A 13,943-nucleotide genomic window follows, 5' to 3' on the forward strand; every position below is an offset into this window, starting at 1 on the left:
GCACCCCCCTGACCCCCAGATCGGAGACGGCGGGGGTGGTCACCTGGGGAGCAGGGCGCCGGCGCGTTTGATCGTGCGGATGATGGGGGCGGTCTCAAGCTGGCGGATCGCGGGCAGCGCGCCCAGGTCCTCGGTCAGGTAGCGGTAGAAGGCGGCGTCGTCGCGGCACACCACGCTGGCCGTCAGGTTGTGGGGGCCGGTCGTCACCCCCGCGTACGCCACCTCGGGATGCCGCGCCAGGGCCTGCCCCGTCGCGTGCAGCTCGGCGGGCGGCACCGACATCCAGAGCTGCGCCTCCACCCGGTAGCCGAGCAGGCCGGGCATGACGTCCATGTCGAAGAAGAGCGCCCCGGCCGCGCACAGGTGCTCCATGCGCCGCCTGACCGTCGACTCCGACCAGCCGGTGGCCGCCGCCAGGTCGGCGTAGCCCGCCCGGCCGTCCCGCGACAGCGCCTGGAACAGCGCCTCGTCGCCGGGCCCGAGCGCGACCGGCTCCCCCTCCCGGCCGGCCGGCGCGTGCGCGGCGTACACCCGGCCGGCCTCCAGGTACGCCACCTGGTCGGCGGACAGCACCGACAGCGCGGCCCAGCCGACGCGCCCGCCGACGAACATGTGCAGCGTCCGGTGGGCCACCACCGACAACACCCGGTTGGTCCTGGCCAGCTTGTTCAGCAGCAGTGCCTGCCGCTCGGCGGCCGAGCGCTGGAGGGTGCCGCACGAGATCTCGGTGCCGCCGGACAGCAGGTGCACCCAGGACGTGTCGGAGCGCCGGCCCAGCGCCTCGGCGATCGAGCCGGCGGCGTCGGGCGTGCACCGCAGCCGCAGCGCCCACGACTCGTAGCCGAGCCGCCGCCCGTCGGCCACCCCGACCACCCGCATCATGCCGGTGGAGCGCAGCCGCCGGTAGCGGCGCGCGACCCGCTGGTCGGAGACGCCGAGCACGTCCGCGACGCGGCTGAACGACGCCCGCCCGTCCACGCGCAGCGCGTGCAGCAACCCACGGTCCACCTCGTCCAGAACGACGTTTTCCACCAGCAGAGCGTAACTCGCGCGGAAATCCACCGAAACCGCCCAGGATCCCGGCGACAACCCGCAACGATCCCCGACATTCTGCTCATGACACAAGTGCGAACCCCTGAGACCGCCACGGCCCCGGGCTGGCGCCCCCTGGTGGCCGCCTGCCTCGGCGCCTTCATGCTGCTCGTGGACGTGACCATCGTCATGGTCGCCCTCCCCCAGATCTCCGCCGACCTCGGCATGTCGTTCAGCGACACGCAGTGGCTGCTGGACGGCTACGCGCTGGCCCTGGCCGCCCTGCTGCTGGCCGCCGGGTCCGTCGCCGACCACGCCGGGCGGCGGCGGGTCTACCTGGTGGCGCTGGCCGTGTTCGCGCTGGCCTCGCTGGCCTGCGGGATCGCGCCGGGCGGCGGCCTGCTGCTGGCGGCGCGGGTGGTGCAGGGCGCGGGCGGCGCGGCCATGATGGCCACCACGCTCGCCCTCATCAGCGCCACCTACCAGGGACGGCGGCGCGGCATCGCGTTCGGCGTGTGGGGCGGCGTGAACGGGGCCGCCGCGGCCCTCGCCCCCGTGCTCGGCGGCCTGCTCACCGAGCACCTGCACTGGCGGGCCATCTTCCTGGTGAACCTGCCCATCAGCCTGGTCGCCGCCTGGCTCACCCTGCGCTCGGTCCAGGAGTCGCGGCGGCCCGGCGAGGGACGGCCGGACTGGGCGGGCATGGTCACGTTCACGGTCGCGGCGGGGGCGCTCACGTACGGGCTGATCGAGGCCGGGCAGCACGGCTGGGCGGCGGCGCGCACGCTGGTGCCGCTGGCGGCCGCCGCCGTGGCGCTGGCCGCGTTCCTCGCCGTCGAGCTGCGGAGCCGGCGGCCCATGCTGGACCTGCGGCTGCTCCGCAACCGGTCGTTCAGCGGGATCCTGGCCGGGGCGGGGCTGCTCATGCCGGCCGCGTTCGCCTGCCTGGCCTTCACCTCGCTCTGGTTGCAGCAGGTGCTGGGGCTCGGGCCGGTGATGGCGGGGGTGGCGCTGTCGCCGATGGCGGTCACGTCCCTGGTGGTGTCGGTGGCCGCGGCCCGGCTGCTCCCCCGGCTGTCGGCGCGGGCCGCGCTCGGCGGCGGGCTGCTGCTCATCGCGGCGGGCGCGTTCCTCCAGGGCCGGCTGGGCCCGGACGCGGCCTGGACGGCGCTCGCGCCCGGCCTGGTGGTGACGGGCGCCGGCGTGGGCCTGGCCGTCCCCTCGCTCAGCTCGGCCGCCATGGCCGCCGTGCCGCCGCACCGGGCGGGGATGGCGGCCGGGGCGGTCAACACGGTCCGGCAGCTCGGCTACGCGCTCGGCATCGCCGTGCTCGGCCTGCTGTACCACGGGGCGGGGACGGGCACGGACACAGGCACGGGGACGGGCACGGGGACGGGCAAGGCGGCGTACGCGGCGCTGAACGACGTCTACCTGGCCAGCGCGCTGACCGGGCTGGCCGCGGGGCTGCTGGTCCTGGCCACGGTGCGCGGGACGGCGCTGAAGGAGACCGGGCGCGGGACGGCGCTGAAGGAGACCGGGCGCGAGCCGCGCTAGAGGAGGCGGCGGATCTCGCCGTAGGCGCGGTAGAAGCCGCCGCGCCCGGCCGAGCGCACCCCCTCCACGACGTAGCGGGCGCCCGGCTCGCGGATGTCCTTGGGGAACTGGACGTGCCACGGCTCGTAGCCCTCGCTCGCCACGCGGACCCGCAGCCGCCCGCCCTCGCTGACGCACTCCACGACCACGCCGCCGCCCGCCTCGGCGGCCGTCCCGGTCACCGTCTCGACCGCAGCGGTGGGCTCGACGGCCGGCAGCGAGGCGGCGGCCTTCACGTCCACCGGCCGCGGGACGCTGCCCGAGCGGGCCGCCGCGATGGCCGCCTCACTGGCGTCCACGCAGGCCAGCGTGCCGTCGGTGGTGACGAGGTAGAGCCGCTCGTCCAGGTACTGCATCGAGAACGCCGACCCGCAGCCGGTGCCGAGCTTCCACAGCCGCTCGCCGGAGGCGTCGAAGCAGTAGATCGAGGACTGGTTGTCACCGGCGAAGACGTGCCGCCCGCCAGGCGAGGTGGCGCAGGAGTAGACGGCCCCGTCGCACCGGTAGACGGCCTCCACGCGGCCGTCGCCCTTGGCCAGCCGGTGCACGGTGCGGCGGGCGGTGCCCGCGTAGACCGAGTGCTCCTCCTGCCAGCCGAACAGCACGTGGTCCACCTCGCGGTTCTCCCAGACGCGGGCGCCGTCGCCGAGGTCGTAGCGGGCGACGCCGCGCGAGTGGCCGTAGTAGGCGGACTCGGCGTCGCAGCGGACCATCCACGCCGAGTCGCCGCCGTCGCTGCGCGCCCACTGGAACTCGTCCTCGTAGTCGATCGCGGTGAGCCGGCCGGCCCGGTCGGAGACGCCGAGCACGCCGTCGTGGATGTCGAGCCAGTAGATGTCCACGTCGGCGGCGATGTCGTACGCGGCCCGCGGCGCCTTCCCGCTCAGGTCGTACACGCGGCCGTCGTCGCAGCCGGCGTAGATCCAGAAGTCGTCGGCCACGATGCACTTGACGCCGTCGGGGAGCCGGAAGCGGCCGGTCACGGTGCCGGAGTGGGTGACGGTGTAGACGTCGCCGTTCTGGTTGCCGACCCAGCAGCGCTCGGCGTCCACGAAGATGCCGAACGCGGACGCGCCGCTGTCGAAGCGCCACAACACCGGCGCCTGCTGGGCGGTCGAGCGGGTGCTGGCGATGACCCGGCGGGTGACCGCCCGGCGCTGGCGCGCGCCGCGCACGGCCGGCGCGTACCCCTTGCGGGTCTTCTCGGCGATCTTCCTGGCCGCGGCGGTCTGGGCCTTGACCTCGCTGGGGAAGGACGTGACCTTGCTCTGGCCGCTCTCGCCGATGCGGCCGTAGGTGATCGTGACGTCGGTGCCCGCCACGATCACCTCGTAGAACTTGTGTGCTCCGCCGCCGTCCTCCGACAGCTCCAGGTAGGTCATGTCCGGCTCTCCCTCGTGATCAATTGTTGGGGAGAGTAGAGGACGGCAACGACAGAACCCGCGCGGTCAGGTCCCGGGGCGGAGCGGGATCACTGAGCACGCCGGGCCCTGGCGGGGCAGGGCGAACCAGGTGCCCTTGCCCACCAGGTCGGGACGGGTGGCGTAACGCTGGGGGTGACAGCCGTAGAAGCCGTCGGAGAGCCGGGCCACGATGCGCAGGCCGCGCCCGTGCTCGGCCGCCGGATCGGGGGGCGCCGGGGCGGGCGGGGCGGGGCTGCCGTCCACCACCACGCACATGATGTCCTTGGCGTCCACGTGCAGCAGCAGCTCGTAGGGGGCCGCGCCGTACATGAAGGCGTTGGTCACCAGCTCGCTCACCATGAGCACGGCGTCGTCCACGAGGTCCGGGCGCAGGTCCAGGGCCGCCAGCCGCCGGCGGATGATCTCGCGCGCGCGGCCGACCGTCCGGGCATCCTCCCGCAGCGGCCACGCGTACTGCGTCCCGCCGCGGCGGCGGGGCGATCGCAGGGTGGTCGTCATGCCTTCTCTTTCCGGAGTCGTTCTCGGGGGGTTCGCGGGTGAACTGAAGCGGCTGTCGAAACGTGTACGTACGAGAAGGCCGTCCGGGTCGAATCTTCGGCGAGAAATCGTCAACTCCGGACTCCGGGAGGCTCCGGGGGTAGGGGGCCGGCATGAGAGCGCACGACACCCGCCCCGCGGCGGAGGCACGGAACGGCCTCCCCCTTGAGCCGGTCGAGTTTGAGCCGGTCGAGGAGTGACCTCAACGGCCGCGCAGCAGCGACCACACCGCCGAGGGCGTCAGCGGCACGTCCGTCACCCGGTCGGCGACCTCGGGGAGGGCGTCGGCGACCGCGTTGGCGACGGCGGCTGGCGGGCCGATCGTGCCGGCCTCGCCCACGCCCTTCATGCCGCCGGGCGTGATCGGCGAGGGGGTCTCCAGCAGGACGACCTCGATGTCCGGCACCTCCCTGGTGGTCGGCAGCAGGTAGTCGGCGATCGGCTGGCCCTCCTCGGTGTAGCAGATGGCCTCGGTCAGCGCCTGGCCGAGGCCCTGGGCCACGCCGCCGTGGATCTGGCCCTCCACCACGGCCGGGTTCACCAGCACGCCGGCGTCGTTGACCACCCAGTAGCGCTCGACCTCGACCGCGCCCGTCTCCGGGTCCACCGCGACGGCCGCCGCGTGCGCGCCGTAGGCGAAGGTGTAGCCGGGCGGGTCGTAGCTGACCCGCTCCTCCAGGCCGGGCTGCATGCCCTCCGGCAGGTCCCAGCCACGCCAGGCGGACGTGGCCAGCTCGCGCAGCGCCACCGACGCCCGCGGGTCGCCCTTGACCCGCACCACGTCGCCGGCGAGCTCCAGGTCCTGCGGGGCGGCTTCCAGCCGGTGCGCGGCGATCGCCAGCAGCTTGTCGCGCAGCCGCGCGGCGGCCCGTACCAGCGCGCCGCCGCCGAGGGTCAGCGCCCGGCTGGCGATCGACCCCACCGACGAGTACGGCGTCACCGCCGTGTCCCCCAGCACCACCCGCACCCGCTCCAGCGGCACCCCCACCCGGTCGGCCGCGAGCTGCGCCAGCGCGGTCTCGATGCCCTGGCCCATCCCGACCACGCCGGAGGAGACGACCACCGAGGCGTCCTGCTCCATGCGCAGCACCGCCGTCTCGTAGCCGCCGGCCAGCGCCCCCATCGCCTTGAGGTCGTTCGACGGGCCCATGCCGGTCGTCTCGACGTGGCAGGAGTAGCCGATGCCGCGCCGGCGGCCGTCGTCGCCGCGCACCGGCTCGACCAGGTCGCGCAGGGTCCGCAGGGCGCGCGGGTAGTCGCCGGAGTCGTAGTGCTGGAAGACGCGCGTCGTGTACGGCAGCTCCTCGGGCTCCAGCAGGTTGCGCAGCCGCAGCTCGACGCGGTCCACGCCGAGCCTGCGGGCGGCCTCGTCGATCAGCCGTTCCCTGGTCAGGGTGCCCTCGGGCTGGCCGAAGCCGCGGTAGGAGCCGGTCGGCGTCGTGGTGGTCACCACGCCGCGCACCCGGACGGCGACCCGGTCGAACCGGTACGGGCCGGGCAGCAGCGTGGCGGTGACCGCCGCCGTCGAGATCCCGATGTTGGACGGGTGGGCGCCGAGGTCGGCGAGCACGTCCGCCTGGAGCGCCAGGAACCTTCCGTCGTGGTCGAGGGCCAGCCGCGCCCGGTGCACCGCGGCCCGCGCCGGCAGCGTGGCCGTCAGGCGGTCGCCGGGCGCCTCGCTCCAGGCCACCGGGCGGCCCAGGCGCAGCGCGGCCAGGCAGACCAGCGCCTCGTCGGGGTAGAGGTGCTCCTTGCCGCCGAAGCCGCCGCCCGTGTCGCCGGCGATCACGCGTACCCGGTCGTGGGTGAGGCCGAACGCCTCGGCCAGGTGCTCGCGCACGTGGTGCGGCGACTGCGTGGACAGGTGGACGGTCAGCTCGTCGCCGCCGTAGTGGGCCACCAGGCCGCGCGGCTCCAGGGGGTGCGGCGAGACCCGGCCCATCCGGAACGTCATCTCCACCACGTGCGGGGCCGCCTCGACCACGGCCGCGCAGTCGTCGTCGCCGAGCGGGAAGTCGGTGAGCACGTTCGTGCCCCAGTCCGGGTACAGCAGCGGCGCGTCGGCCGCCAGCGCCCGCTCCACGCCGACGACCGCGGGCAACTCGTCGAGCTCCAGGTCGATCAGGTCGGCGGCGTCCCTGGCGGCCTCGGGGGTGCGGGCGGCCACGAGGGCGAGCGGCTGGCCCGCGTACCTGATGGCCTCGTCCAGCACCCGGTAGTGGGTCAGGCGCTGGCCGGGGGCGAGGTTCACGCAGGGCAGGCGCAGGCTCGGGGCGTCCGCCGGGGTGATCACGTCGAGCACCCCCTCGACGGCCCAGGCGCCCTTGGTGTCGCAGCCGAGCAGCCGGCCGTGCGCGACGGGGCTGCGGAGGACGTACGCGTGGACCTGGCCCGGCAGCCTGACGGTGCCGGCGTACCTGGCCCGCCCGGTCAGCAGGCGGGCGTCTTCCCGTCGCGGCGTCCTGGCGCCGACATGACCGTCTCCCATGCGCCGATTGTGAGCGCCGGCCGCCGGCCGGTCCATACGTTCCCCGGGAAGAAGCACGTCAATGGGGGTGACCGATGCAGACGTTCCTGCCTTATCCGGATTTCGCCGCAACGGCGGCGGTGCTCGACCCGCGGCGCCTCGGCAAGCAGCGGGTCGAGACCCTGCAGATCCTGCGCGCCCTCACCGTCCCCGGCTACGGCTGGCGCCACCACCCCGTGGTCAAGATGTGGGCCGGGTACGAGGAGGCGCTGATCCGCTACGGCCTGGTGGTGTGCGACACCTGGTGCGCCATGGGCCGCCTCGACACCTGCGCCACCACCATGACCACCGAGCTGGCCCGGCTGCGCGGCACCCCCGTGGTGCGCTCCCAGCCCGAGCTGGCCGACGCCGGCGAGCTGCCGCCCTGGCTCGGCGACGAGGCCCTGCACCGCAGCCACCGCTCGTCGCTGCTGCGCAAGGACCCCGAGTTCTACCGGCCGAAGTTCGGCTACGAGGAGCCGGACGACCTGGAGTACGTCTGGCCGCGCTCCGACCGCCTGCCCGCGTAGGGGCGGGCCGGGGCCGTCCCCTGGTGACGCGCGGGCAGGGCCGCGGTGATGAGGCCCTCGACCCGCTCGGTGGCCAGGACCGCGCCGAAGGCGACCAGCCGGACCAGCTCCCCGTCGCTGGTCCCGGGGGCACGCCAGGCCGCCACGTCGGCGTCGGTCACCCGGTACGGGGCCAGCGCCGCGAGCAGCGCCAGCCGGGCGGCCGGCCGCGCGGGCCCGGGAAGCCCGGCGAGCGGGCCGTCCAGCCAGGCGTCGCCCATCGGCGGGTGCTCCCCGTCCCAGGCGGCCACCGTCCCGGCGACCACCGCCCGCGCGGCGTCGCCGAGCAGGTCGCCGCCGTCCCGCGCCGCCGTCCTGAGCGCCGCGTAGGCGACGCCGACCGGGGTGCGCGCCCCCCAGCCGGGCTCCGAGTGCCCCCGCAGCTCCGAGACCAGCGGCAGGCTCGCGCCCCCCGGCGGCCGCCTGCGGACCGCGCGGGACATCGCCCGGCCGCCCACGCTGCGGACCAGCCGCGACTTCTGCAGGTTGCCCGGCAGCAGGTTCTCGGTGAGCAGCGCCGAGGCGACGCGGTTGACGAAGTGGAAGGTGAGCGCGGTCCCGACGTACTCGGGGGCGTGCTCGGGCGGGAACGGCGCCCCGCCCGCCGCCGCTCCCCGCTCCTTGGCCCAGGCCAGCAGGCGCGCGTGCCCGGGGTCGTCCGGCACTCCCCCGGCGGCCACGGTCTCCGCGAGCCGGTGGTCGCCGGTCGCGTGCAGCAGCGTGGTGTGCGCCGCCACGCAGAACGGGCACCGGTTGGCCAGCGACACCCCCAGCGCCACGACCTCCTTGCCGGTGCGCGGGGCCTCCCCGGCCAGCAGCGACTCGCGCAGCAGGGCCCAGGTCGCCGCCAGCACCTCGGGCGCCGGCGACAGCGTCAGGAAGACCGCCATCCTGGCCATGCCGAAGTCCTCGGCAAGCTGCGCGTAGACCTCGGCGACCCGGCCGGTCGCCGCCTCCGGGGGCACCGGGGTCACGTAGCGGAACCGGCCCCTGCCTCTGATCGTGTCCATGCCGGAATCGTGGCCCCCGGCGCGGCCCGCCGTCGTCGTGCGCCCGGAGGCATTCCCGGTACGCCGCCGGGGCGCCGGGCCTGGGACGTACTACGCCGGAAGTAGCCGGAAGTTACGCCTCCCTGCCGAGGAGCTATGTCGGGAAAGCCCCTAATCTGCAGATGTGAGGTATCTGGAGCGATGGCGGCCGGTCGCTCAGGACAGGCTGCTCGCCGGGGTCCTGACCGTCATGCTGGCGGCCAACGTGCTGATCACGCCGGGCTGGGGGCTGATCGACCTGGCGGCCGTCGTCGTCGGCTCGCTCGCGCTCGTCGGCTGGCGGCGGGCACCCCTGGTGCCGCTGGCCGTCAGCACCGCCGCCATGCTCGTGTACGCCGTGCACGCCCAGCCCGGCCCGCCGGCCGCCTTCCCCGTGCTGGTCGCGGTGTTCGCCGCCGTCAGGTACGGGCACCCGCTGCCCGCCGCGCTGGCCGGCGCGGTGTTCCTGGGCACGACCCTCGCCGCGAACCTGGTCACCGTCACCGACCGCCCCACCATCGAGATCGTCCAGAACACCACCCTGCTGCTCGGCTGGTTCCTCGCCTCCGGCGTGGCGGCGACGGTGACCCGGCACCGGCAGGCGTACCTGGAGCAGGCCGAGCAGCGTGCCGCCGAGGCCGAGCGCACCCGCGAGGAGGTCGCCCGGCGGCGGGCGGGCGAGGAGCGCCTGCGCATCGCCCGGGAGCTGCACGACTCGCTCACCCACAGCATCTCGGTCATCAAGGTGCAGGCGGGGGTGGCCGTCCACCTGGCCCGCAAGCGCGGCGAGGAGGTGCCGGCGGCCCTGCTGGCCATCCAGGAGGCCAGCGGCGACGCCATGCGCGAGCTGCGCGCTACCCTGGAGGTCCTGCGCGAGGAGGGCTCGCCGCCTGACCCCGGCGAGGAGCCCCCGCAGCCGCCCGGCCCGAGCGGCCTCGACCGGCTCGACGACCTGGTGCGGCGGGCCCGCTCGCTCGGGCTGCCGGCCACGGTGACCGTCTCCGGGGTCCGGGGCGAGCTGCCGCCCGAGGTGGACCGGGCGGCGTACCGGATCGTGCAGGAAGCGCTCACCAACGTCTCCCGGCACGCCGGCGGGTCGGCGGCGCGGGTGCTCGTGGACCACGCGGACGGCGAGCTGGTGATCCAGGTGGACGACGACGGCCCGGCCCACCCGGACGCGCCGCCCGTCCCCGGCAACGGGCTGCTCGGCATGCGCGAGCGCGTGACGGCGCTCGGCGGCCGGCTGCGTGCCGCGCCCCGCCCCGGGGGCGGCTTCACCGTCCGCGCCGAGCTGCCCCTGCGCGAAGCCTCGCGCCAGGACCCGCCCCTTCCCTCGCTTCAGGAGTCGTCGTGATCCGCGTGCTGCTCGCCGACGACCAGGCGCTCATCCGGGGCGGCTTCCGCGCCCTGCTGGAGGCCGAGGACGACCTGGAGGTGGTGGCCGAGGCGGCCGACGGCCGGCAGGCCGTCGCGCTGGCGCTGGAGCACCGCCCCGACGTGGCCCTGATCGACATCCAGATGCCGGTCATGGACGGCATCGAGGCCACCCGCCGCATCGCCGCCGACGAGCGCCTGGCCGGCGTCCACGTCGTCATCCTCACCAATTACGGCCTCGACGAGTACGTCTTCAACGCCCTGCACGCCGGCGCCGGCGGCTTCCTGGTGAAGGACACCGAGCCCGCCGACCTGCTCCAGGGCGTCCGGGTGGCGGCCCGCGGCGACGCGCTGCTCTCCCCCGCGATCACCCGCCGCCTCATCGGCGAGTACGTCGCCCGCCGCCCCACCCCCGCCGCCACGGGCCTGGAGGTGCTGACCAACCGCGAGCGCGAGGTCGCCGCCCTGGTGGCTCGCGGCCTGTCCAACGACGAGATCGCCGCCCACATGGTGATCAGCCCCACGACCGCGAAGACGCACGTCAGCCGGGCGATGACCAAGCTGCGGGCCCGCGACCGCGCCCAGCTCGTCGTGTTCGCCTACGAATCCGGGCTGGTCACCCCCCGGCGTGATGGAATGGGTCCCTGATCACCAGGGAGGGGCCGGTCATGGGCATCGTTTCGCGCGGCTTCCACGGAAGGCGCACCGGGGGTGGCGACCGGCTGCCGCCTGGGCAGTATCTGGTCGAGGACTTCCCCGTGCTGTCGGCCGGGCCGACGCCGCGGGTGCCGACGGAGCGGTGGGAGTTCACCATCGACACCGAGGAGGGGCGGACGCACCGCTGGTCGTGGGACGAGCTGATGGCGCTGCCCCAGGAGACCCCGACCGTCGACATCCACTGCGTGACCAAGTGGTCCAAGCTGGACACCTCGTGGGAGGGCGTCTCCCTGGACGTGCTCTTCGAGGACGTCGAGAGCGTCGCCGACCACGCCCTGGTCCACTCCTACGGCGGCTACACCACGAACCTGCCGGTGGAGGACCTGCTCGACGGCAAGGCGTGGATCGCGCACCGCTTCGACGGCGAGGAGCTGGCTCCCCAGCACGGCGGCCCGGCCCGGCTGGTCGTGCCGCACCTGTACTTCTGGAAGTCGGCCAAGTGGGTCCGCGGCATCCGCCTGCTCACCGAGGACCACCCGGGCTTCTGGGAGACCGCCGGCTACCACAACTACGGCGACCCGTGGCGCGAGCAGCGCTACGAGGGCGACTGAGGTGCGCCGCCGGCTGGTCTGGCGGGCCGCCCGACTGCGCGAGGTCCGCGTCGAGACCTCCACCGCCCGCACGCTGGTGCTGGAGGTGCCCGGCTGGCCCGGCCACCTGGCGGGCCAGCACGTGGACGTGCGGCTGACGGCCGACGACGGCTACACCGCGCAACGCAGCTACTCCCTGGCCGCGCCCGCCGACGGCGAGGTGATCGAGCTGACGGTCGAGACCGTGCCCGGCGGCGAGGTGTCGCCGTACCTGACCGAGGTGATGGAGCCCGGCGACCAGGTGGAGGTCCGCGGCCCGGTGGGCGGCTGGTTCGTCTGGCGGCCGGCGAGCCAGGCCCCGGTGCTGCTGGTGGGCGGCGGGTCGGGCATCGTACCGCTGATGGCGATGATCAGGGAGCGCCGCCGGGTGGCCGCCCGCGTGCCGTTCCGCCTGGTCTACTCGCTGCGCGACCCCGAGCGCCGCTACTACGCCGAGGAGTTGCGCCGGCCCGACCCCGGGCTGGACATCACCTACCTCTACACCCGGGCCGCCCCCGACGGCGCGTCCCGCCCGGCCGGCCGCGTCACGCCGGCCGACCTGGCGGAGGGCGGCTGGCCGGCCGACTTCGAGCCCGACTGCTACGTGTGCGGGCCGACGGGGTTCGTGGAGGCCGCCGCCGACCTGCTGCTGACGCTCGGGCACGCCCCCGAGCGCGTCAGAACCGAACGATTCGGCCCGACCGGAGGTTGACATGACCGCTGAACACCTGGACGGCAACGCCCTGGCGGGCCCGCTCGGCGAGATCTTCGCCGTGGACGTCACCGCCGCCACCGGCCGCTGCGCGAGCTGCGGCCAGGCGGGCCCCGTCGCCGGCCTGCACGTCTACGGCCCCGAGCCGGGCCTGGTGGCCCGCTGCCCGGGCTGCGAGGAGGTGATGATGCGGCTGGTGCGCGGGCCCGGCGCGGCCTGGCTCGACCTGCGCGGCACCGTGTCCCTGCGGGTGAACCTCCCGGAGTGACTTTCGCGACGGGCGGGTGAACATACCGGTACCGAACGGGGCGGACGATCTCGTCGGGGCGCGGACACGCTCTCCGACTGAGTACACTCGGGCTCGATCCACGGCCGAGATCTGTACGGCGAGGCTCTTGGCCAGGGGCGGCCGCCCTTCGGCCCGTCCTTGGGGGAGTCACGTGAGCAGCGGGGTTGTCGACGCGCCGCCATCCGAGCCGGGCGCGAAGCCGCCCCGGCGCAGCCGCCACCGCTGGCTGCGCTGGGTGCTGGCGGTCGCGGTGGCCGTCGTCCTGCTGGTCGCCGGCCTCGCGGCCGGCGTCTTCGCCAAGCTCAACGGCAACATCAAGCACGAGGACGTCACCGCCGAGGACCTCGGCGCGACCCGCCCCCCGAAGGTGGCAGGCACCGCGATGAACGTCCTGGTCGTCGGCTCCGACCAGCGCGACGGCAAGAACGCCAGGTACGGCCACCGCATCGCGGGCGAGCGCACCGACACGATCATGCTGGTGCACGTGTCGTCCAAGCGCGACAACGCGATGGTCGTCAGTTTCCCGCGCGACTCGCTCGTCCAGCTCCCCGCCTGCCGGGCCACCGGCGCCTTCCCCGGGCAGCGGCCCCACCTGGGCATGATCAACGAGTCGTTCAACTCCGGCGGCATCGGCTGCACCTGGAAGACGATCGAGTCGCTCACCGGCATCCACATCGACCACTTCGTGAAGGTCGACTTCACCGGCTTCAAGGGCATCGTCAACGCCCTCGGCGGCGTCGAGGTCTGCCTGCCGCAGCGCGTCGACGACACCAAGGCGCTGCTGCACCTGCCCGCCGGCCGCCAGACGCTCGACGGCGAGCAGGCGCTCGGTTACGTCCGCGCCCGCTACAGCCTGGGCGACGGCTCCGACATCGGGCGCATCCAGCGGCAGCAGATGTTCATCGCCTCGATGGTCAAGAAGGTGATGAGCGGCGAGACGCTCACCGATCCCGCCAAGATGTTCGGCCTGCTCGACGCCGCCACCAAGGCGGTCACTACCGACCGCAACCTCACCACGGGCGTCATGAAGGACCTCGCCACCAGCCTGCAGGGCCTGAACGCCGGGAAGATCCGCTTCATCACCACCCCGTGGCACTACTCGCTCACCCAGCCGGGCCGGGTGGAGTGGGTGCAGCCGCAGGCCGGGCGGCTGTTCCAGATCGTGGCCAAGGACCAGAGCGTGGAGGGCGTCAAGGGCGGCCAGGCCAAGGTGGGCCGCTCCAAGGTCCAGATCGAGCTGCGCAACGGCACCTGGCGCGGCGGGCTCGGCACCCAGGTCGCCGCCGCCCTGGAGCAGCGCGGCTACCACATCACCAAGATCGGCGACACGCCCCGCAAGCCCCAGGCCAGGACCACCGTCCTCTACGGCCCCAACGGCGAGACCCGCGTCCCCACGCTCACCGCCGACCTGCTCGGCGCGCGGCTCCGCGAGCTGCCCGCCGCCCGGACCAGCCACCTGGTGCTGGTCATCGGCGACGACTGGAAGGGGCTGAAGCAGTTGCGCTCCGACGACGCGGAGGCCATCAAGGGCTTCGACGCCACCCACGACTCCTGCGCCACCTGACGGCTCCCGCGCCCTCGGCGTCCTGTCCG

13 protein-coding genes are annotated in these 13,943 nt (G+C 74.6%); 8 read left to right on the plus strand and 5 right to left on the minus strand.

The window, feature by feature from the left end:
- Positions 1–39: 39 nt before the first annotated feature.
- Positions 40–1,032, minus strand: a complete 993-nt coding sequence (locus AB0H75_RS16925; RefSeq protein ID WP_367796922.1) for an Lrp/AsnC family transcriptional regulator — start codon at positions 1,030–1,032, stop codon at positions 40–42.
- Between the two features lie 84 nt (positions 1,033–1,116).
- On the opposite strand from AB0H75_RS16925, the gene AB0H75_RS16930 reads away from it, so the two are divergent.
- Positions 1,117–2,586 (plus strand): MFS transporter, encoded by a 1,470-nt coding sequence (locus tag AB0H75_RS16930; RefSeq protein ID WP_367796923.1) that lies wholly within the window; start codon positions 1,117–1,119, stop codon positions 2,584–2,586.
- On the opposite strand, the gene AB0H75_RS16935 is transcribed toward AB0H75_RS16930, so the two are convergent.
- From AB0H75_RS16935 to AB0H75_RS16945, 3 genes are all read right to left on the minus strand, one after another.
- Positions 2,583–4,007: a WGR domain-containing protein gene (locus AB0H75_RS16935; RefSeq protein WP_367796925.1), complete on the minus strand. Its 1,425-nt coding sequence runs from the start codon at positions 4,005–4,007 to the stop codon at positions 2,583–2,585. The two genes, AB0H75_RS16930 and AB0H75_RS16935, sit on opposite strands and share 4 nt — an antisense overlap.
- A 66-nt stretch (positions 4,008–4,073) precedes the next feature.
- Entirely contained in the window at positions 4,074–4,547 is a 474-nt protein-coding gene (locus tag AB0H75_RS16940) for an ATP-binding protein (RefSeq protein WP_367796927.1), read from the minus strand.
- A 241-nt stretch (positions 4,548–4,788) separates the two neighbouring features.
- Positions 4,789–7,074: a xanthine dehydrogenase family protein molybdopterin-binding subunit gene (locus AB0H75_RS16945; RefSeq protein WP_367796928.1), complete on the minus strand. Its 2,286-nt coding sequence runs from the start codon at positions 7,072–7,074 to the stop codon at positions 4,789–4,791.
- A 74-nt stretch (positions 7,075–7,148) separates the two neighbouring features.
- Here AB0H75_RS16945 and AB0H75_RS16950 point away from each other — a divergent pair, with 74 nt between their 5' ends.
- The gene (locus AB0H75_RS16950; protein ID WP_367796929.1) at positions 7,149–7,622 is read left to right on the plus strand and encodes an MSMEG_6728 family protein; all 474 of its coding nucleotides are present in this window, start codon (positions 7,149–7,151) and stop codon (positions 7,620–7,622) included.
- Here the strand turns inward: AB0H75_RS16950 and AB0H75_RS16955 are convergent.
- Complete coding sequence (locus tag AB0H75_RS16955; RefSeq protein WP_367796931.1) at positions 7,562–8,671, minus strand: carboxymuconolactone decarboxylase family protein; 1,110 nt, start codon at positions 8,669–8,671, stop codon at positions 7,562–7,564. The genes AB0H75_RS16950 and AB0H75_RS16955 overlap by 61 nt on opposite strands.
- A 163-nt stretch (positions 8,672–8,834) precedes the next feature.
- On the opposite strand from AB0H75_RS16955, the gene AB0H75_RS16960 reads away from it, so the two are divergent.
- From AB0H75_RS16960 to AB0H75_RS16985, 6 genes are all read left to right on the plus strand, one after another.
- Positions 8,835–10,043, plus strand: coding sequence for a sensor histidine kinase (locus AB0H75_RS16960; protein ID WP_367796933.1), 1,209 nt, complete (start codon positions 8,835–8,837; stop codon positions 10,041–10,043).
- Positions 10,040–10,711, plus strand: coding sequence for a response regulator (locus AB0H75_RS16965; RefSeq protein ID WP_367796935.1), 672 nt, complete (start codon positions 10,040–10,042; stop codon positions 10,709–10,711). The genes AB0H75_RS16960 and AB0H75_RS16965 overlap by 4 nt, the downstream gene beginning before the upstream one ends.
- 20 nt (positions 10,712–10,731) lie before the next feature.
- Positions 10,732–11,331 carry a sulfite oxidase-like oxidoreductase gene (locus tag AB0H75_RS16970; RefSeq protein WP_367796937.1) on the plus strand — a complete coding sequence of 200 codons (600 nt, stop codon included), beginning with the start codon at positions 10,732–10,734 and terminating at the stop codon, positions 11,329–11,331.
- Between the two features lies 1 nt (position 11,332).
- Entirely contained in the window at positions 11,333–12,061 is a 729-nt protein-coding gene (locus tag AB0H75_RS16975; RefSeq protein WP_367796939.1) for a ferredoxin reductase, read from the plus strand.
- Position 12,062: 1 nt separating this feature from the next.
- On the plus strand, positions 12,063–12,329 hold the full coding sequence (locus AB0H75_RS16980; protein WP_367796941.1) for a DUF6510 family protein: 267 nt from the start codon (positions 12,063–12,065) through the stop codon (positions 12,327–12,329).
- Positions 12,330–12,501: 172 nt separating this feature from the next.
- Entirely contained in the window at positions 12,502–13,914 is a 1,413-nt protein-coding gene (locus tag AB0H75_RS16985; RefSeq protein ID WP_367796943.1) for an LCP family protein, read from the plus strand.
- Positions 13,915–13,943 lie beyond the last annotated feature (29 nt).

The sequence above is a fragment of the Nonomuraea sp. NPDC050783 genome, assembly GCF_040802095.1.
GTDB lineage: Bacteria > Actinomycetota > Actinomycetes > Streptosporangiales > Streptosporangiaceae > Nonomuraea.